The sequence below is a fragment of the Variovorax brevis genome (genome assembly GCF_030317105.1).
Taxonomy (GTDB): Bacteria; Pseudomonadota; Gammaproteobacteria; order Burkholderiales; family Burkholderiaceae_C; genus Variovorax; species Variovorax brevis.
In genome coordinates, this window is sequence record NZ_JASZYG010000041.1 from 1 (window position 1) to 19,222 (window position 19,222).

A 19,222-nucleotide genomic window follows, 5' to 3' on the forward strand; every position below is an offset into this window, starting at 1 on the left:
CAACAGCGCCCCTGTAGCAGAGCTCGGCTGGCCGCCGAGCCGCTCGCTTTTCCTAATCAACCGTTCAAGGTCACTATCCCGCGTCAGCAGACGAGATTTTGCGGAGCACAGCACATCCACTGGCAGGAACTCGATGAACACATCGCATGGTGCGACCAGCGCATCGCAGCTCACGTCAAGGCCGATGCGCAGGCTGCCCAGGCGGCGCGCGTGATAGGCATCGGCCCGGTGACCGCCTCGGCGTTGGTGGCCACTGTAGGCGACTTCAAGCAGTTCAGGACCGCCCGACAGTTCGGCGCCTGGCTCGGCCTGGTGCCCCGGCAGAACTCCAGCGGCGGCAAGGCCAGCCTCGGACACATCACCAAGCGGGGCGATCAATACCTTCGAACACTGCTCATCCTGGGCGCGAGAGTTGCCGTGATGACGGCACACCGCAGGAAGGACAGCATCTCGCAGTGGGTGCTCGAGTTGCGCGAGCGCATCGGTTGGCAGAAGGCGGTGGTGGCTTTGGCCAACAAGAACGCCCGCATTCTGTGGGCGGTGCTGACCAGAGACACGCCATTCGATGCAGACCACGTGTCGCGAGCGGAAGGACCTCCTTGAGTAGCGCCGTGGCCTGCCGGTAGGGCAGATGGGCGGCCCATTCCACCTGAAGGTATTCCAGTTCCGGTGTCACCCGATTGGGCAGCGCCTTGCAAAGCGGACTGATTGAACTGCGTGCTGTCCCTGGCGCCGCACGGCAGCGGCACGACCACAATCTCGGGCTCCTGACGGCCACGTTCCCATACACCGTCCGCACCACAATGCTGCGACTGTCCTTGTGGCTGAGCGTCGTGCCGCACCGGCGGCAGTTTGTCTCGCCCGACATCCACCCGTCAACCTGCTGCGAGACCATACGTCTTGGGCCCGGGCCAGCAGGACACGGCCTTCAGCAAGGGTGAGGCCCAACTTGGAAAGACTGCGGTCGCCCCGCTTGAGCACAGCCAACGTCACGGCACCGTCCACTGCGTCGCCGATGTCGGCGGCCTCAGCAATTCGTGCCTCAATGATCAAGCGCATGGTTTGCCTCCGACCGTTCGATGGCCGCCAGAGTAGCGAAGATGGCCGCCTCATGAGCAACTCGAAGCAAGGCCGCAGTCCCTTGCAGCCTCCCACACTTTTGCACACTCTCCTTCACGATCGCGCAGTTCAGGCGTCAGCCTGCTGGCCGGCGTCACCTTCACCGATCGATCAGGTGTCCGCGCCAGAGATAGGCCAGCGGCGCGAAGCACATTGACGACACCGGGTAGCGCGAGCGGTATGGACGCCTCCCTGCGCACGCACGGCTGATTGCCGGCATTGAGCTGATGCTCATGATCAAGAAGGGCCAGCTCGATTGCGCTGAAGGCCAAGTCTCGCCCGCAGCATCGACGTTCTACTCGCTGGCCTTCTGAGCGCCAGATGGCAGCTTGGCTTCTTGGAGTTCACCTCAGTACTGCGACAGAACCGCATTTGGCGCCGCCCTCACGAGGACCGAGAAGCATCACATTGATATGCCGCGCGAAACAACGCCCTGGACACGGTCGCCACCGATGATGACCTATCAATCGCGAGCACCCGTAGCGGCAGTGCTCGCGCATCGGCATTCGGGGAATCTCGAGGGGATGTGGCCCAGGCGGCGTTGGCGACATCGATCAGCGCTGCCTCATCGGTCGACTTATCGACAAGGACGACGACTCTCGCCAACGGAACGCGCCAGATCAGGTAGGTGAGCTCAAACACACAACCACTGTTCTTGCGCGCGAATCCGCGAAGATCGATCAGAACCACGTCAGATGCGACCGACAGCTTCATGGCTGCCGCCTGCCAAGCGCCAACATAGCAACAAATCTCGTTCACCGGATAGCAGAGATCGCCTTCGAGTTCGCTCTGGAGCCGCGCTAGCCGTCGGTCCACATCCGCCTCGGTGCTCAGGAATTGGGCATTGAGGCGCCGGAGAAGAAAACACTCGAGCATCCATGACCCGAGCGTACGCATTGCGAGATCGATCCCTGCGAGCAGATCCACGCGGCCCACACGTCGCCACATGTCTTCCAGTGCGTCAAGAAGGCGTTCGCGTTTGTCGGTGCTGCCGAACACGCGCAGAAGCAGGAGCCGCTTCGGAGCACTGCCGGACCCAGACTTCCAGGCCACGCGCAGCAGTCCATGCAAGAGAATGAAATAGGCGATCAAGCTGGCCCCGTAGATCGTGTAGACAACGTAACGCTCGGCCGGCGACATGATCTCGACCTGGGCGCCGAGCAGTGCCAGCGTGTAGATCGCCAGGTACATCCAGCAAACATGGAACTGCAGCGTCGAGGGCGACACCCAGCGGGTTGTCTCGAGGCCGACAAAGCCCTTGAAGAAGACCCAGACAACCGAGCATTGAAGGACACCGGCTGGCACGGCCGCGAGGAGAGGACCAATCGGAAATGTGGGCCGCAGGAGTTCGTCCGCAGCAACACCGGCGGCCCCGATGGCCGCCAGGGGAACTGCGTACCTCAGCCGGTCCGCGTTCCGCAAAATGCGCAGGAAGACCCAGACTGCTGCCGGCACAGCCGCCCAGGCGAATGCGAGCATGAGGGAAGGCGGCCAACGGTACTCGGGGCGTTGCTTGAACTCGCCAATATCTTCGGGCAGGGCATGGGTGCTGACCGCCAGCGAGACCGCCGCGACCGCCGTGACAACAAAGACGAGTATCGGGGCGATGCCCACCAAGAAGGGTCGCAGGCGTCGCTGCACGAGAAGGAGCATCGTCATTGCTGGCCATGCATACACGTCAGCCAAGTCCAGTGCAATGGCAATCGCCCACGAAGCGCTGCCCGAATACCAGCCGAGCTTAGCGATCGCCATCATGATGACGACGCAATACATGAGGCCAATGACGGCCCAGGTGCGCCACGAGTGCGCGACGACATTCACCAACACGATGAGCCCTGGAAGCGCCGCAAGCAGCACGACGAGTGAAAGGGCCCGGTGAAAAGCTGGCGGCGCCACCCACGCTTGCAACACAACCAGCGTGCTCCAGAGCGCACCACCCGAGATCAGATAGCAACGGTCGACGGATTTTGTGATGGCCTTGGCGCGAGCGATGGCCCGCTCGGCAGCGCTGCCAATGAGCCGCAAGTCTTCCTCGCCGATCCTCTCCACTCTCAGCGGTCGCGACGCCTCCGCCAATGGCATCGGTGTAGTAACCGGCGGCAGAACCGCGATCGCTCCAGACCTGAACATCGCAGCCTTGATTGCTTCGCGATATCGCCATCCGAACAAGGCGGCGGCGGCAAAGAACGTCGCCGGGATCCCGAGGATGAAGAAGAGCCAATGCATCCTGCCTCCTGAAACGCACACACGAGGCACCTGAGAAATCCCGAGGGCGCCCATACAAGCCAAGCCTTGCCCTCAAACGCAAGCCCGGAAAATTCACCAACACAGGATCGGCAGCCTCGTGCAGAAGCGCGTTGACATTGGAATCTCACGCCAATTTCAACCGAAGTCTGCCGCTGCCGATGGGCCCTGAGACTGCATCCATCGCCGTTTGAGCGACCACCTCGTCGTTCTACTCCAGCATCATGGCGCCAACAAGTCTGACGATGTACGCGTCGTCTCCAACTCGGGATGGAGTGCTTCGGCGCGCTACCTCGCTTCGATGCATGCCCTCCGGCGCTTCAAGCAATTGAGGCCAAATGACGCCTATTTCTGACTCTGATGGTGCGGGCGGGCTGCGTGGTGCTGCACAAGATCGGGGCCTGTGATCGTTGAGGAGCAGTAGCCGTGCATACATCCGTCCAAACTCTGTTGTCAGTGCGGTCCTTCTTCGAGCAAAGCGCGTAGCAGCATCCGCGCCTTTTCCCAGTCACGGCGAACGGTTCGGTCGGTGGTGCCGAGCGCGTCCGCGATCTCCACCTCAGCGTAGCCGCCGAAGTAGCGCATTTCCACCACCTTCGCCAGGCGGGGCTCGACTTCCGCGAGCACCTCCAGCGCTTCGTGAACCCAAACCAACTCACCCTCGCCATTCGCCGTGCTTTCTTCCACCTGGGTGTCGAGCGTGATGAACTTCGAATCGCCGCCACGGCGATCGGTCAGTCGCCCGCGTGCTTCGTCGACGATAACCGACCGCATCACGCAGCTTGCATAGGCGAAGAAGGCACGCCGGCTTTCAGTCTGCAATTCCCCGCGCCGGATGAAGCGGAAGTAGGATTCGTGCACGAGTTCGGTGGTGTCCAGGGACGAACACCGTCCTATGCTTCGCAAACGGGATCGGGCAAGGCGGCGAAGTTCGCCGTAGGCTGCTGCGAACAGCGCGTCCTGCGCTCCGGGTTCCTTCGCGTTCACGCGGTGAATCTGTGCCGCAATGTCGTCGTCCATGGTCTGCTCCCGTTGTCGAGCCGCCCAAATCGTACGAAGCCGTCGACGCGCTGTCGCTTGTTAGTTCGAACGATGTCCGCGGTGATGCGAACAGATCACGGCTGGTGGGTTGCCGGATCTAGGGCATTGGCGCGGGCTTGAAGTGGAGACCGGGCTGATCCCGGACCGGGGTTCGCCTTTTGGGCCCGTGAGGCGGATCTGGTCGTTCAACGCATCCTTTGTTCGAACGAGGCGGCACCTGCGCCACCGTGTGCCGAATTGTGCAAAGATTGAAACCGGGCGGGCTGCCCCGGGGGCAGCCAACTTCAACCCAATGTGGGGGGCGACCCATGGACGAGCGACCTGTGACCGTGGCGCTGGTGGAAGATGAACCCGAGGTTCTGGCTGTCATCGCCAAAGTGATACGGGCGAGCCCGAGACTGCACCTGCTGCAGACCAGTGCGACTGCGCTGGAGATGATGCGTTGGTTGGCGAAGAACCCTGTCGACGTGTTGCTGGTCGACCTGGGTCTGCCCGATCGCCCCGGCACTGAAGTGATCCGCCTGTGCCGCAGCCTGCAGCCGAAATGCGAGATCATGGTGCTGTCTACCTTCGGCGATGCTTACCACATGCTTCAGGCTTTCGAAGCCGGGGCCCGAGGCTACCTGCTCAAGAACGGGACCGAGGACGAACTGGCGACCCATGTGCTGAGCTTGCACGCGGGCGGCGCGCCGATGTCACCGATGATCGCCAGCCAACTGCTCTCGCGGTGGCAGGAAGGCGCCAGGAAGCCGCCCGTCCCCGCGGCACGCAGCGATCGCAAGATCGACGCGCTGTCACCCCGCGAACTCGAGGTACTTCAACTCGTCGCGCGCGGGTGCACGTACTCAGAGACTGCAACGCACCTCAAGATCTCCGTCACCACCGTGCAGGCGCACGTGCGCAACATCTACGGGAAGCTGGACGTGCACAACAAGGCGGAGGCCTTGTACGAGGCGCGCCAACTTGGTCTGCTCGACTGAAGTGACATGGCGCGGTGTTCTCATGCCCGCTTTTCGAGTCCTGTTCGTTGCCATGGCCCTATGCCTTTGGCTCCTCTCGCTGGGCGGGTGTGTCCTGGTGGATGGGGATGACGAACGCCGGGTCGAACGGGCTCGCTTTCTGTTGGCCGATGACGCGTCGCCACCGCCGGAGGATCGACCATGGGCCGATGTCCGGCTGCCCGACAACTGGTCGCGGAGCCGCCGCCAAACCGAAGGCATCGGCTGGTACCGGATGCCTCTGGACCTCGGTGCCGGCGCGCCGGCCCGCTTGGGAATCCTCGTTCCGCGCCTGACGATGAACGGCGAAATCTTCGTCAACGGACAACGTGTGCTGTCGGGTGGGCGCATGACTGACCCGGTGACCCGCAACTGGAACACGCCATTTTTCGTGGAGGTGCCGGCCGCACTGTTGCGGCCGGGCGCAAACGTGCTGGACATCCGGCTCTTCGCATATCGCAACAGCAATGGGGGACTCGGATGGGTGTACTGGGGCGAAGCCGGCTCGCTGCAAGCCAGGGGGGCGAGCCTATATGCCCTGCACGTCAAAGGTGCCGTGCTCTCGTTCGCCGTGGCCGTCGTCGCAGCGTTCATCGGCATCGCGACGTGGGTTCGGATGAACCGCGAACCCACCTACGGGTTGTTCGGCCTGGCCATGATTGCGTGGGCGGTCCGCTACACCAACTACTTCGTGCAGGATGCACCGTTTAATGCCACGGCCTATGCGGTACTGGTCAATTCCGCGCAAGGCTGGTTCTTCATCTTCTTCACGCCGTTCCTGCTGCGCTTGAGCAAGCTCCGCTGGCCCACCCTGGAGTGGACGCTGTTTGGCATGGCGATCGTCGGCACAGGGTGCATCTACGCGGCATTCCAGGGATGGGTGGCCTTGGGGCTGGTGATCGGGCTCTGGATGTGCGTCTGGGTGCCCGGCTCGGCGGTCCTGCTCGCGATTTCGGCGCGCAATGCGTATCGATCGCGCACAACCTCGGCGGTGGTGGCGGGCATCGTGGCCTGGGTCTACGTGCCCTTGACCGTACGTGACCTGTTGATCACATCCGATCTCGTTTCCTTCGATTCGAGCTATCTCTCCCACTATGTGGGCGTGCCGCTGGCGCTGCTGATTGCGTGGATGGTGATCGATCGCTTGGTCGAGTCCGCCCAGGCGGCGGCCAAAGCGGAACTGGCGCGGGCGCGCGCCGCCTCAGAGGAACGCGAGCGCATCACGCAGGACATGCATGACGGGCTCGGGTTGCAACTGAACGCGGCCTTGCGCGTGGTGGAACGTGGCCATTCCGATCGCAACACGGTCATCGACCTGCTGCGCTCGTGCCTCGACGAGTTGCGATTGATCGTGGACTCGTCCGCTACGCATGCGGCCGAATTCCTTCCTTTGCTGGCCAGCCTGCGCATTCGCCAACAGTCGCGCCTGGAGCGCATCGGCATCCACATCCGCTGGCAGATGGAACCCTTTCCATCGGACCTGGTGCTGCCGCCTGGCATGAAGACGCAGGTGCTGCGCATCGTGCAAGAGGCGATCAACAACACGATCAAGCACGCGGGGGCCACGCAGATCGAGTTCCGCACGATATCCAGTCCCCGCCCGGCCCGCATCGTGTTCGAGGTGCGGGACAACGGCACGGGTTTTCGCGTCGATGCGGGCCATGCGGGCCATGGGTTGAGCGGCATGCGCCGACGGGCGCTTGCCGCCGGTGTGGAACTGGCCATCGATTCCGGGGCCGGCGGCACCACCATCCGGATCGATCTGCCGGATTTCCGCGCGCAGCCTCTGCAGCACGCCGGTTCGCCGGCTGGGCGCTGACCCTTCCCGATGCGATTGGTTGCGGTCCAATCGGGCCGCGCATCGTTCGTTCAGACAATCGTTGATCGCCGGTTCAGACGATCCGGGTACGCAATGCAAAGCCTATCGTGGCTGGAACACCCTGCCACTGCTGGTCGCGACCCGGCCGCCCCGACACGATGGACAAGACCGATGCGCTCAACCGCCTGCGCCGCCTCAGCCCCCTGCTGGACGAATGCCTGGAACTGGAGTCCGGCGCCGTCCAACCGTGGATCGGGGAGTTGAAGAACCAGAACCCAACCTTCTTGCCGCTGGCGCAGGACTTGGTGTCGGCGCGCCACTCACGCCGGTTCCGTGGGTTTCTGGCCGACTGTCCGACCTTTCCTGACGAGCTGAACCTGTCCACGCCTTTGCCCGGTTCCAAGGTCGGGCCCTACGAGCTGCTGCGGCAGCTCGGTCGTGGCGGGATGAGCACGGTCTGGCTGGCACGGCACCCCTTCCATCGTCGGCCGGTCGCCATTAAGCTGCAACGCATGGCGCATAGCACCGACGCGGCCGAACGTGTCGACCATGAGCGACAGATGACGGCGCTTATGGCGCACCGGCGCGTCGCCCGGCTCCTTGACGCCGGAATCGACAATCGTTTCGGCGCCTACCTGGTGCTGCATTTCGTCGACGGCACGCCTTTGCCGAATGGCCCGGAATTGCAGGGGCTCGATCCGGCGCAGCGGCTGATGCTGTTCGTCCGGATGACCGAGTTGGTTGCGCACGTCCACGAGCGTGGCGTGGTGCACCGCGATCTCAAACCATCCAACTTCATGGTGACGGGTGGGGGCGAGGTGCATCTCATCGATTTTGGCATTGCAATGCCCGTTGGCGCGCCAGCTGGCGCGGCGGCGCTGGCCAAGCAGTGCCAGACGCCTGCCTACGCATCGCCCGAGCATGGGCGGGCCATGTCGACCACGGCCGCCTCCGACGTGTACTCGCTCGGCGTGATCTTGTGCGAACTGATGACCAGGCAGCGGCCGGATGGCGTGTTCGATGGCGGCACGACGCCTGCGTGGCCACACGTTGCAACGCAGCCAGGGTGGAGGGGTCTTGCCTCGACGGCTCTGTCGCCCCGGGCCGAGGACCGTTACGCGTCCGCAGTTGAACTGGCGGCCGCGGTGCATGATCTCGCGCGGGGGGAACGGCGGCGCAAGCCGCAACGTCGGATCAGTCCGGCCGCCTCCAGGCGACTTCGCCAAAGGAGCCCCTGATGGACCTCTCGACCGGCCCATACCCGCTTCCCGGGGTTCGCATGCCGACGTGGATGGTGCGCTTCGACAAGGAGGGAGCTTGCACTACGCCGGTCGCCCGAACACGGCTGATCGAGCAAGTGCGAGGGGCGGCGCACAGCGATGTCATCGTCTTCGTGCATGGCTGGAACTACGATCCCTCGGAAGCGGCGGACATGTACGGCGATCTGCTGGGCAAGTTCGAGCGCCTTTGCATCGATCACCCACCCGAGCGGCCTTTCGCTCCGGTGTTCGTCGGCGTCCTGTGGCCCAGCATCTGGATGTCGTTCGACAAGGGGCCTGCCGTCGCATCGGTCGGCGCGGCCGCCGGGGTGAATGCACTGGTCTGCCTGCTCGCCGACCGCGTGGCGGCCGCGGGGGGTGCCGCTGGCCTCGCGCGCGCCCATGCACTGCTTGCTGCACCGGCCATCGACGATGCCGATGCCGCCGAACTCGCGCGCCTCATCGCGCCGGCCTTCGGTGTCGTTTCCGACGAAGGTGCAGCGTTTCAAGGCCGCGATACAGTGGCCAGCGACGTGCTGGCCATGATGCGATCGATGGAAATGGCTATGCCGAGATCCGTGCCAGGCGCTGATGACCAGGACATCGACGACTTCTCGCGGCCCTCGGATCCCACTGACGCGCACTTGGTGGGCGCGAGCCCGCGGGTCGCTGGCCAGGTGGGCCTGCTGGATCCACGCCATGCGTTGCGGCTGTTCTCGCTTTACCAGATGAAGGACCGTGCTGGCACCGTGGGGACGAACGGCATGGCGACGCTGTTGTGCGACGTTCTGGACCGTTCGGGCACAGGCGGTGCCGATCGCGGCCCGCGCGTGCACTGCATTGGCAATTCGTTCGGGTGCCGGGTGCTGCTGTCCGCGATCTGCGCACGCCTGCTGCCCCGCCCGCTCGCGTCGCTGCTGCTGTTGCAGCCGGCGGTGTCGCACCTGTGTTTTGCGGACGCGGTCGCGGACGCCGGGCCGCCGGGTGGATACCGCGAAGCCCTGGCCGCGGACCGCGTGATCCGTCCCATCGTCAGCACCTATTCCCGTAGTGACCTGGCGCTGCACGACATCTTTCATTTGGTCCTGCGCCGGCCGGGTGACCTGGGCGAAGCGCAGATCGCCGCCGACCCTCTGTCCACGAGCGCCGGCTCGCCACCCAGTCGATTTGCGGCACTCGGAGGGTATGGGCCGCGCCGCGCCGGCCAGGCCCTGATCGACCCGCTTCCTGCCGTCGGCACGCCGATGGCGTGGCCGCAAGGCGACCCGCCCGTCGTGGCGTTCGATGGCAGCCAGGGCAGCATCAAGTACCACGGTGACGTCACCGGCCCCGAAATCGCCTGGGCGCTGCACCAGCTGGTGTTCCGTCATTGAAACGCCATGTCTGAAAACCCTGGTTTATCTGCAGCAACTGCTCACGCCTCGGCCACGGAGTGCACCCATGACTGATCGCTTCATGGATCTGCCGCCATCGCTCCAGTGCAATGCCTGGACCGGAACGACGCATGCCGCGGCTGCGCTCGAGCCGGAGCGACTGCACTGGTCCCTGCGCCGGCCTTCAGCCCTGGACGACGAATCGCTGCGGCAGCGGGCGCCGCCGATAGAGCATGACTGGAACTGGCGCTCACCAGACGTGGGTTGGGGCCTCGTGCTGCCCGACGACGACGTGATTGCACCTCCGAACCGCCGCGGTACGGCAGACGATGCGCCTGAACCCATTCGACGCCTCGTCGCCGCACGCGCCGATTCCCCGGTGCTGCGCTGGCGCCACACACCGGACGGTGTGGGCGAACTGCTCCGCTACGACGCAAGCGGCCGTGTATGGCCGCTCTCGCTGGCTGGCCGCCGCGGGATCGGCGCCGGGCAGCTGCCTGCCTTCCTGCTCGTCTTCGCCCCCCCGGATCGAATTCCATGGGCCTTCCAGTACACCGCGAACCTCGGGCACTTTGTTGGACGGCTGTGGTTGCAGGGCCAGGCGCTTGCGCACTATGTCGACGCGCTGCTCAGCGATTGGGCAGGTTCGATGTGTGACCCAATCACACCGCTGGTGTGGAGCGTCGACCATGGGCAAGCGGACATCACGTGGCTGATGGATCGCGCGGTCTCGCGCAAGCTCGCCGACCGGTGGCGCAGTGACGCTGACTTTGCCGGTTTCACCGGTCTGTTCGGCTCGAATGCCACCCACGACAAGCTGACATCCGCATTGGCGCGTACGCGGCCGGGGCTGGTGGTGACCACCAGCCACGGCATGACCGGACCGATGAACGACCGCCAGGCGATGGCGACGCACCTGGGTGTTCCCGTGGACGCCCTTCACGAGCCCATGAACGTGGACGCGCTGTGCCAGCGCTGGCAGCCCGACGGCGCCATCTGGTACTCGCATGCGTGCTGTTCCGCGGGCAGCGACACCGTCTCCGCGTACGACGGACTGTTCGATCCCGGGTCCGACGTCGCCCGTGTGCTCGCCGGCGTCGCCGCCGGCTGCGGCGCCTGCATCGCACCGTTGCCCCAACGCCTGCTCGGCGCGTCGCGCCCGCTGCGGGCGTTCATCGGTCACGTGGAACCAACGTTCGATTGGTCGCTGCGAGATCCCCATACCGGCCAACCGCTTGCGCACAGCCTTGTCGACGCACTCTACGGCAAGTTGTTCGAAGGTGGCGAACGACGGCCAGTCGGCTGGGCGATGGGACAGGTGTTCCGGGATGTGGGCATGTTCATGAGCCGGTGGACCCGCGCATGCACGGCCTACAACCGGAATCTGCAGAACAGCCTCGATGCTGCCCTGTACTACCAGATCGCCGCGCTCGACCGGCAACACACGGTCATCCTGGGCGACCCAACGGTGGCCCTGCCGGCGCTGCGTGTGCAGGCTGCTCCTTGATGCCGCGCCTTCGGCAGGCGCAGTCGCGCACCATTCACAACAAGTTGTCTGTGATCCCCGCTGATGGTGAGGTCCGCGATTCGCGCGCCAGCTGACGCGCTGCGTCGCGTGTCAGTTGCTTCCACGCGAGTGCCTCGATGCAGGTGCGCCGGAATGCAGAAGTGGCGCTGCCCGTCGGGTCCTGAAGGACGATCAGGTTGTTGGTGTCGTAAAGCTCGCTGCGTGGGTCCATGTTGTAGGAGCCGACGACGAGGCAAGCGTCGCCGATGGCCGCAGCCTTGGTGTGCAACGAGCCCTGTCCGTCGGCCAGTTCGAACACGTTCACTCCGCCTTCGATCAACGGCACCAGCTTCGGGTAGGCAGCCCGGTTCACTGGCTTCAGATCGGTGCTCGCGAGGGAGTTGGTGTAGATGTTGACAATGAGCCCGGCTGCCACCGCCATCAGGAGCGTGTTGCGCAATGCCAGCAGCGTTTCGCTGGTGTTCGCTTCGTCTGTGAGGAAAAGATAGGCGCTGACGATGTCCACCGATGCGGGACGGCCATCGGCCCGCAGACGTTCGATCTGCGCAATATAAACCCTCGTGATGGCCGGGTCACCCTTGTCACTGGGCAGGTTGTCGACCAGTTCGCCGTCCATGTCAGGCAGCAGCGTGCCGCCGTGCAAGTCAGTCCCGGGCGGCGTTGCCAGTAGGGCGCTCGCCGACTGATGAAAGGTGGCTGTCGTCGCTGGCGGGTTCGCATCGAGCGGGTCAGGAACAGTGATGTCGGCCGATTGCACGCTGTTCCAGAGTGCATCGAAGCTTCGAGCATGCGGGCTGCCGCCGGCGCACCCGTCGTGGGCCAGCAGATCGGTGTCCTGGAACACATGACCTCGTGACGAATCGCCGCAGTGGTAGGCATCCGACAAATTCCGACCCCCCATGACGAACCACTGGCCGTCCGCCAGCAATAGCTTGTGGTGATTGCGGTGAAGGAACTGCTTGAGACCTCTGAGGATCTGGATCAGCAGGGCAACCTTCTTCAGTGCGGCATCTCGGTCGGCGGCCAACTCGAACGCTGCAGTCGGTGCGCCATTGAGTTCCGCTCGGAGCGCGCCCAGAACCTGAATCGGAAAGCCGATGCCACCTTCCCCCGGCGTCGGGGGTAGCGAGTGAAGATCATTGGCGACGGAGGCGCCGAAGATCGTGTTGCCCTTCAACGAGGCCGCCAACATCGGCCCGCTGGCGGTCATGAGCCCGGTGACGAAGGCCCGTGCATCAATACCCGCGGCATTCAAAGCCGCGAGCCAGGTTGGCGTGGGCAGGCCGAAGCGACGCACTTGCAGGTGGGGCGTGCTGCCCAAGGCGCGCAGCGCTGCAGCCTGCTGGAATGTGGTGAAGTAGTCCACCAGAAGTCGCACTTGGACGCCGCGCGCCGCGGCGTCGATCAGATCCAGCAGCAACCACGAAGTGGTGCCATCCACTTCGAGGATGAAGTACGACAGGTCCAGCGTATGACGCGCGTTGGCGATGAGGTGACGTTTTGCGTTCCAGGCTGTGGCGTTGTCGGAGAGCAGGCGCACGTGAGTGAAACGGCGCGGTGACGTTCCCTCGACTTCGATCGTCCGTGGTGACGGTTTCGCCATGGTTCACCTCAGGTGTTCGGGTGTCAAACGATGAGCGGCACCGCGGCGCAGGGCTGCACACTTCCCTGCGCTACAACGGACTACAACCTTTTCTTCAAGGCGAGTCGGTGATAGTGCCGGCCCATCGCAGTGAGCTTGCACCCTGTGGAATTCATCGCCGCCCAGAACATGGCCTCGGCGTCGACGGGTTCGACCAAGCCTTGCCGGGAGTACATCTGCAGGTGCTTGAAGATGCGGACGTGAGCCGGATCAGCCGGCAAGTATTTTCCGGGGTCTGCGACGCTCTGGCGGTCAGGCTCATAGGAAGGATCCAGCGCAAAGATGTACTCCGGCTGAGGGAAGTAGAGCGGCAACCGTCGCAACACCTCGTGCGGAATCGTCGGCACCACTTGGCGCAGCGTGATGAAACGGTGGACGTTGGCCTTGTACAGGGGTCGCTGGTCCTTCGCGCCGAGCGCCTGATCGATGTGCGTGTAGATGGCCGCCGGCGTGATGTTGCCGCGCACATCGGCACAGCCCCCTTGCAGTGCGTCGAGCAGCAGGCTGGTGAAGACCCCCTGTTCACCTGCCTCGATGGCCTTCTGGTCGGTGTTGCAGGCGGTGAGGATGGTCACCCCTTTGCCGATGACGGACGCGTGGGCCGTTGCAGCGCCGGTGACTTCGCCAGCAAAGCCGGCGTGGCAGCAATCGAGAATGATCAGGCTCGATGCGATGGTCGGATACGCGGCGTTCGCGAGAGAGAGGAGTTCGGACAACGGGAATCCCAAGGCCCCTTTGCGGCTATCCATGCCAAGGATGTAGCCCGCATCGGTGAGCGGGTTGACGACGCCGTGGCCCGCGAAGTACACCACGGCTGTCTCGACCGGCGTCTCGCTCCTGAAGAACCGGGAGATGGCCTCCTCCAACCCCAGGTTGGTGACATCGCCGCGCTCGCTGGTGATGAGATCCACGTCGAAGTTGGGTGACCCATCTCCGTTCGCCCACAGCAGTTCGGCCACCTTGCCTGCATCGTGGACACACGAACGCAATGGGTGCCCCGGGTAGTCGTCGATACCGATCACGAGGGCTTTCTTCATCGGCTTGCTCCTTCCGGTTTGCCATTCTGGCGCGTACCGCAAAGACATCAAGGGTGGACCGGCAACTTTCCCTCCGCATCGTCGATTCGAAGGATCCGCACTGCGCCGCGGGGCGTTCCGGCCCGAACACCCCCGTTGGCGGATGCCTCCGCGACTTGTCCGGTTCGAGCAGTCGGCAGCGTCTGGGATGACGAGGAGCCGCGATGCACGTATCGCTCGCCTCCCCACTGAGATCGTTCGGCCCCCACACCTCCCAAGGAGAAACTTTCATGACCATCCAACTGCCTTTCCCTCGGTCGCGGCTTGGTGCGTGTGCACGCATCGCTGCGTCGGCCACGTTGCTGCTTCCTTTGCTGGGCCTGCCGTCGCCCGCGCATGCGGAGTGGGTCTACGATACCCTGCACGGATCGGTCTGCAACGTCGAAGGCACGTCAAACCCTGCCAGTCTTCGCCGCACGGTCACCGGCTCGACGAATGTCGGCACGGCAGCGCTGTCGGTGATCTGCCCGGTGCTGCGAACGATCGTCGCGCCCACCACCGGCTATCGCGTCTACGCGAACGGGTCGGGGTTGAGCGGGGCCTGCCGGCTGTTCAGCATGGCCAACACCGGCGGCATGCTGTCCGCCCTCGCGATGAGCGGCACCGATGCAGGTCACCGCGTCACCGCGCTGATGCCGGCAACCCTGACCCCCGAGCAGTCTGCCCAAGTGGTGTTGTGCACGTTGCCGGCCGGCGGCGTCATCTACAGCCTGGAGTTCGTGCAATGAGCGCGCGCGGCCTGCGGCTGTCGGCGCTGAGCGTGGCCCTTTGCGTGGCGCTCAGCGCATGCGGAGGCTCTTTTGAGCCGGGCGACGAGGCCACGTCTGCAGTGCAGGGTCCGCCGGCGCCGATTCAACCGGCCGCATCGGCTCTCGCCGCAGAGCCTGTGGCGACGACGCAGGTGGCCGCCCCACGACCGGCGGCACCCGCGCCGCAGGATCTGGCTGCTCGCGTCGCTCGGCTCGAGGCCGAGGTTGCGACGCTGAAAGTCGGCCGGGGCCTGGCGCCGGATCCGGTTGCGCCGGCCGCACCCGCTCATCCCCCCGAGACTGCCGAAACCACCTTTCGACAAGAGGAAACCGACCCAGCGTGGAGCCGCACGGCCACCCAACAAGTGCGCCAGGCGATCGGACAAGTCGACCCGGTGCTTTTCCAGCGATTGCAGACCGTCGAGTGTCGCACCCGCAACTGCCGGTTGGAGTTCGCGCCCGGCGATGACGCGAACTCGGTGGAAGCCCTTCTTCCGCGCGTGATCACCGAACTGGACAGCGCCTTCGCTTTTGCACGAACGCAAGCCATGGACCACGGCACCGGTCGCTTGGGCACCGTGCTGTTCCTTTCACGTTGAACCCTTCATGAGCAGATCACTATGAACCACTCATCTGTATACGCATCAATCTTCGACGACAAGTTCGCAGCGCCGCGCAGGAAGAGTAGTGGCTTGTCAAAACCTTCGGACGCAATTGCGGCGCGTGGCTTTACCAAGTCTCACACGGCGGATCCTTCGCCCCATGCGTCTCGCCCTATGCGTCTCGCCCTATGCGTCTCGCAATATGGCGGCCATGAATAGCGAATGCTAATGTTCAACCGAGTGACTACATCAATTGCTACCGCTTCTAGTGATCCGCTGCCACGTTGTCGCTCAATTGGCAGATCAATTATGGGAGTGAGGTCATGCGTGGAATAGATACCACTTGGGTTCTTGAGAGTTTTGATCAACGGAAATAGGTGTTGCGGCTGGCGCCGGCGCACAGATTGGCTGGGGATTTATTCGGATATCTCGCAGGGAGAACGACGAAAACACACGTTGTTACATGATGGAGTAATCATCTTAACCACCAATAGCCGAGGAAGGTCGAAGCGTTGTTTGCTCTCTATTAGGCACGAGCGTGAACGTGGTCCACCGGCGGGAATGCGTTCGACTCGAGGTGGTCTTTAGAAGACGCGACATGCGCCGCTCATTAGTGAGCGTTTCCCTATAGAACTCGGAGAGACTAATGACGATACGACACGATCTAGCAACTCTTCTAACAAGTCGCGAATGCCTAGGCATAAATTTCCAAGTAGGCGGTGTTTTAGTGACAGGCCGCCAATTCAAAGAGCTCGCTGAGCAAATTCTAGCTGTCTCTCGCCCCTATCCGCTGAGAATTGCCACGAATCCAAATCTCTTGCCGCGTTTGAGGGCGGGTGGGCGCGTGAGACGCGTCGCGGGTATGTATGATCCGAGCACTGACACGTTATATCTAAATGGTCCGGACACTTTGACGAGCGACAATGACCGGGCCACAGTTATACATGAGTGCGTACACATAATTGCCGACATGCGGGGCATTCCAGTTGTCGGTATGGACAACGAGGCTGCGGCTTTCATCGCGGCGGTGTGGTACCTAATAAACCTGCGTGGTGATTTGGCTCTCGCCGGCCTCCCATCTCCTGATGCAACGGACAGAACGTTTTTTGCTACTACCCAAGAAATACGAGTACGATCGGGACCGATGAGCCCCGCGGTGGTAACTCAAGAAGAACGGTCCTCTTTGCACCGAAGTCTCATAGACCGCGGATATACGTGGAACTTTACGAGCAGATATCCGAGGCCGGATGGCATCAGGCGAAGATAAATTCCGCTGAGCTTCATCTGCAACGTTGCGCTCTGCTTCGCCGTGATGGCTACGACCAACGTCATCTTGTCCACCGCGAGCCGCACCGCCATACTGGGCGGCACACATCGCTGAAACACGATCGTGGCTATTCGAATGCATTCACGCACGCAAAGGATGGCGAATAGGTATTCAGCGGCATTGAGCAACACTGCTCTCGAAGTTCTTTATTGAGTTTTTTACGACTGGAAGGCTGAAATGAGTGATCGTGATGACGTTGCGACCGGCCGTTTGGAATACTCCTGCTGCTGTGGTTGGATAGATTGGAGTCATGCTACGAACAGGGTCGTTCATGACCTATGGCGCGACCTCTTGCGTGAAGGGGGTCCGCGTGGGCACGTCGGAGGCGCGAGAGGGCCATCGGCGTTTGAGGTGAGGTTCTACCAAAACGATCCGGTGTTAAGGGTCGATTCGCGCTGGCTGGTGAGACGAGGTCTCAACACTGCGATAAAGAAGAGAATTGCCCTTTCGATTTTTTCCGACACATGCTCCAGCTTTGAGGCTCTCCAAGCCTTTCCGCTGTGGGACTGGGCGGCACATAGCGGGTTTGCGGTTGAAGACCTCTTTTCAGATCTGTTGGGCTTCTATCAAGCTGTAGAGGACTACAACCCAGAGAGCACGGCAAGCTTATGTCGAACAGTGGGGCGAGAGGCTTCGCTGAGAGTTTATGACCAAAATTTCGTACGCTACGGCGGGCGGCCTGGTCAGTGTGGTCCTCCCCGTGCGTATGACCTAGGGACGACACGCGTGCGTCACCGCACAATGCTTGCCCCTCGTTTTTTCCCTTGTAACGAATGCGTGGGAATTGAGCAGGTTGTACCGAATCAATTTAGACGAATACGACCTTTCTCGGAGGGCTTGGGTAGAGACTTTGAGCAGATTATTCTTTAGAGTCAATGCGGCCTGGTCGCATGGCAGCACCCCGCGAGGGTGCCCGAACTTGTCACAACTCCGCAGATCGCTTTTTGCGCTCACTATTTTGGTGCCATCTGCACCTTGAAATTTCAGGTGCGGCAGACACTGGAAAATTCTCGTTGATCGTCTAAAGTAGTTGCTCACTAGCGTGCCCATGTCTTCATGAATTATCCGAGACGTAGAAATAGCGCCCTCCGCCTTCGACCTTAGGCCTGCCACAGGACATCGCGCAATCATCCTGATGACGGATGGCGTTGATTTGTCCAGTCAAACTCTGCCGCCTGCGATTTGGGATGCGATTCAGAAAAGGCATGTGGGTCGGACTCGGTGCGGCGCTTGGAAACTTCGTCGGGCTGGCCTCAGCCACAGGGGAACAGATTTAGGTTACGCAACTCCTCTCTTCAAAAACCCATTGCTACTTGAACGCAGAATTTTTTGAAATTCAGATTCGCCGGCAAGTTAGCGTTCCCTAAACGTGCGGCACGTGTTGCCGCTCTACCTATCGGACGTCCAATGCTCGTGCTTTATGTCCATGGCAATCCGCATCCTCCCGGCGGAATTATGTGGCAGTTCATCTCCTGCATAGCAACGTCCGAATCGTTGCAAGTGCTCCAAAATGCAATTGAATTAATTCGAGAACAGATCGCAACGCCAAGCGTCATCAAGACCTCCGACGCCGCATTTCGCGCAAATTGCAGCGTAAAGTTGCACCGATCTCACTCTGGCGCCACTCAGGTGACCCCTTTTCGACGTCCGACGTCGCTGTTGAATTTGCAAATACCACGGTACGATTTGCTCGCAGATTCTTTATAGAAGACAATGCGGAAGTCGCGGTGACTGATAATGGAGTATCAAAAATGAAAATCGCAATTTCAATTGTTTGTGTATTTTCTTGCCTCATGCCCCCCATTTACGGTGCGGCGCAGACCCCAAAAACGTATGTCGATAGCAGAGGCAACAAGATCGATTTCCCATTGGGAGATCTGTCTTTCGCAGATGAATTGGTGTCGTTCAGCATCGGCGCCCCGGCGGCCAAAGACCCCTATAGCCAGTCATCCGCCGTACTTGGACCGCCAAACTTTAGGGACGATAGTCAAGTCCCAATCCCCTATACAACACTAGGCTGCGGCGGAACAATTCAACTACGCTTTCAGGACAATGCGCTTGTCGATGTTAAAGGTCCGGACCTCTATGTATTCGAAATAGGGCCAGCTATCGAACCAACGAATCTAGCCATATCAGAAGATGGGTTGAAGTGGATCGACATTGGGAAGGTGTCAGGAGGGACTGCCGCGATAGATATAGCGAAGTATGTTCGACCAGGTGCTGTATTTCACTATGTCCAACTGACTGATCTAAAATCGGACTGTGGTGGAGATTGGCCAGGCGCGGACATCGACGCGGTAGGCGCCATCGGATCCGCGCTGCAGATCTCATTAGACGCGAGTTCCCCGCTCTCTGTAGTCACTCCAACGACGGCAAGTACTTGTCGCCGCTGATGAATCCTCCTCTGCGGAGGATTATTTCGGTTGATACATGTAGTCACTAAAA

The 19,222-nt window shown here is 62.1% G+C and carries 13 protein-coding genes and 1 pseudogene; 10 read left to right on the top strand and 4 right to left on the bottom strand.

The genetic code is table 11. The annotated features are described in order from the left end of the window. On the top strand, positions 1–603 hold a 603-nt coding region (locus tag QTI66_RS38095), incomplete at its 5' end, for an IS110 family RNA-guided transposase (RefSeq protein ID WP_286565568.1). Positions 604–1,325: 722 nt separating this feature from the next. Continuing rightward, positions 1,326–1,433: pseudogene (locus tag QTI66_RS40065) on the top strand (IS6 family transposase); the annotation flags it as partial. A gap of 70 nt (positions 1,434–1,503) precedes the next feature. Here QTI66_RS40065 and QTI66_RS38100 read toward each other — a convergent pair. Beyond that, a complete protein-coding gene (locus QTI66_RS38100) occupies positions 1,504–3,345 on the bottom strand; it encodes a hypothetical protein (protein WP_286565569.1) in 1,842 nt (613 codons plus the stop codon). A 471-nt stretch (positions 3,346–3,816) separates the two neighbouring features. Then, positions 3,817–4,383: an ECF-type sigma factor gene (locus QTI66_RS38105; RefSeq protein ID WP_286565570.1), complete on the bottom strand. Its 567-nt coding sequence runs from the start codon at positions 4,381–4,383 to the stop codon at positions 3,817–3,819. Between the two features lie 329 nt (positions 4,384–4,712). On the opposite strand from QTI66_RS38105, the gene QTI66_RS38110 reads away from it, so the two are divergent. The 5 genes from QTI66_RS38110 to QTI66_RS38130 all read left to right on the top strand — a co-directional run bounded on the left by QTI66_RS38110 (position 4,713) and on the right by QTI66_RS38130 (position 11,360). Next, positions 4,713–5,384 (top strand): response regulator, encoded by a 672-nt coding sequence (locus QTI66_RS38110; protein WP_286565571.1) that lies wholly within the window; start codon positions 4,713–4,715, stop codon positions 5,382–5,384. A gap of 22 nt (positions 5,385–5,406) precedes the next feature. Then, positions 5,407–7,221 (top strand): sensor histidine kinase, encoded by a 1,815-nt coding sequence (locus tag QTI66_RS38115; protein ID WP_286565572.1) that lies wholly within the window; start codon positions 5,407–5,409, stop codon positions 7,219–7,221. Positions 7,222–7,379: 158 nt separating this feature from the next. Further along, the gene (locus QTI66_RS38120) at positions 7,380–8,459 is read left to right on the top strand and encodes a serine/threonine-protein kinase (RefSeq protein WP_286565573.1); all 1,080 of its coding nucleotides are present in this window, start codon (positions 7,380–7,382) and stop codon (positions 8,457–8,459) included. Beyond that, positions 8,459–9,853: a hypothetical protein gene (locus QTI66_RS38125; protein ID WP_286565574.1), complete on the top strand. Its 1,395-nt coding sequence runs from the start codon at positions 8,459–8,461 to the stop codon at positions 9,851–9,853. Before QTI66_RS38120 ends, QTI66_RS38125 begins: the two co-directional genes overlap by 1 nt. Positions 9,854–9,920: 67 nt before the next feature. Further along, positions 9,921–11,360, top strand: coding sequence for a hypothetical protein (locus QTI66_RS38130; RefSeq protein WP_286565575.1), 1,440 nt, complete (start codon positions 9,921–9,923; stop codon positions 11,358–11,360). 34 nt (positions 11,361–11,394) lie between these two features. On the opposite strand, the gene QTI66_RS38135 is transcribed toward QTI66_RS38130, so the two are convergent. Both QTI66_RS38135 and QTI66_RS38140 read right to left on the bottom strand, forming a co-directional pair. Then, positions 11,395–12,984: a phospholipase D-like domain-containing protein gene (locus QTI66_RS38135; RefSeq protein WP_286565576.1), complete on the bottom strand. Its 1,590-nt coding sequence runs from the start codon at positions 12,982–12,984 to the stop codon at positions 11,395–11,397. 80 nt (positions 12,985–13,064) lie between these two features. Next, positions 13,065–14,060, bottom strand: a complete 996-nt coding sequence (locus QTI66_RS38140; RefSeq protein ID WP_286565577.1) for a caspase family protein — start codon at positions 14,058–14,060, stop codon at positions 13,065–13,067. A gap of 269 nt (positions 14,061–14,329) precedes the next feature. On the opposite strand from QTI66_RS38140, the gene QTI66_RS38145 reads away from it, so the two are divergent. The 3 genes from QTI66_RS38145 to QTI66_RS38155 all read left to right on the top strand — a co-directional run bounded on the left by QTI66_RS38145 (position 14,330) and on the right by QTI66_RS38155 (position 19,170). Then, entirely contained in the window at positions 14,330–14,827 is a 498-nt protein-coding gene (locus tag QTI66_RS38145; RefSeq protein WP_286565578.1) for a hypothetical protein, read from the top strand. Next, the gene (locus QTI66_RS38150; protein ID WP_286565580.1) at positions 14,824–15,447 is read left to right on the top strand and encodes a hypothetical protein; all 624 of its coding nucleotides are present in this window, start codon (positions 14,824–14,826) and stop codon (positions 15,445–15,447) included. Before QTI66_RS38145 ends, QTI66_RS38150 begins: the two co-directional genes overlap by 4 nt. Before the next feature lie 3,081 nt (positions 15,448–18,528). Further along, the gene (locus QTI66_RS38155) at positions 18,529–19,170 is read left to right on the top strand and encodes a hypothetical protein (protein ID WP_286565581.1); all 642 of its coding nucleotides are present in this window, start codon (positions 18,529–18,531) and stop codon (positions 19,168–19,170) included. Positions 19,171–19,222 lie beyond the last annotated feature (52 nt).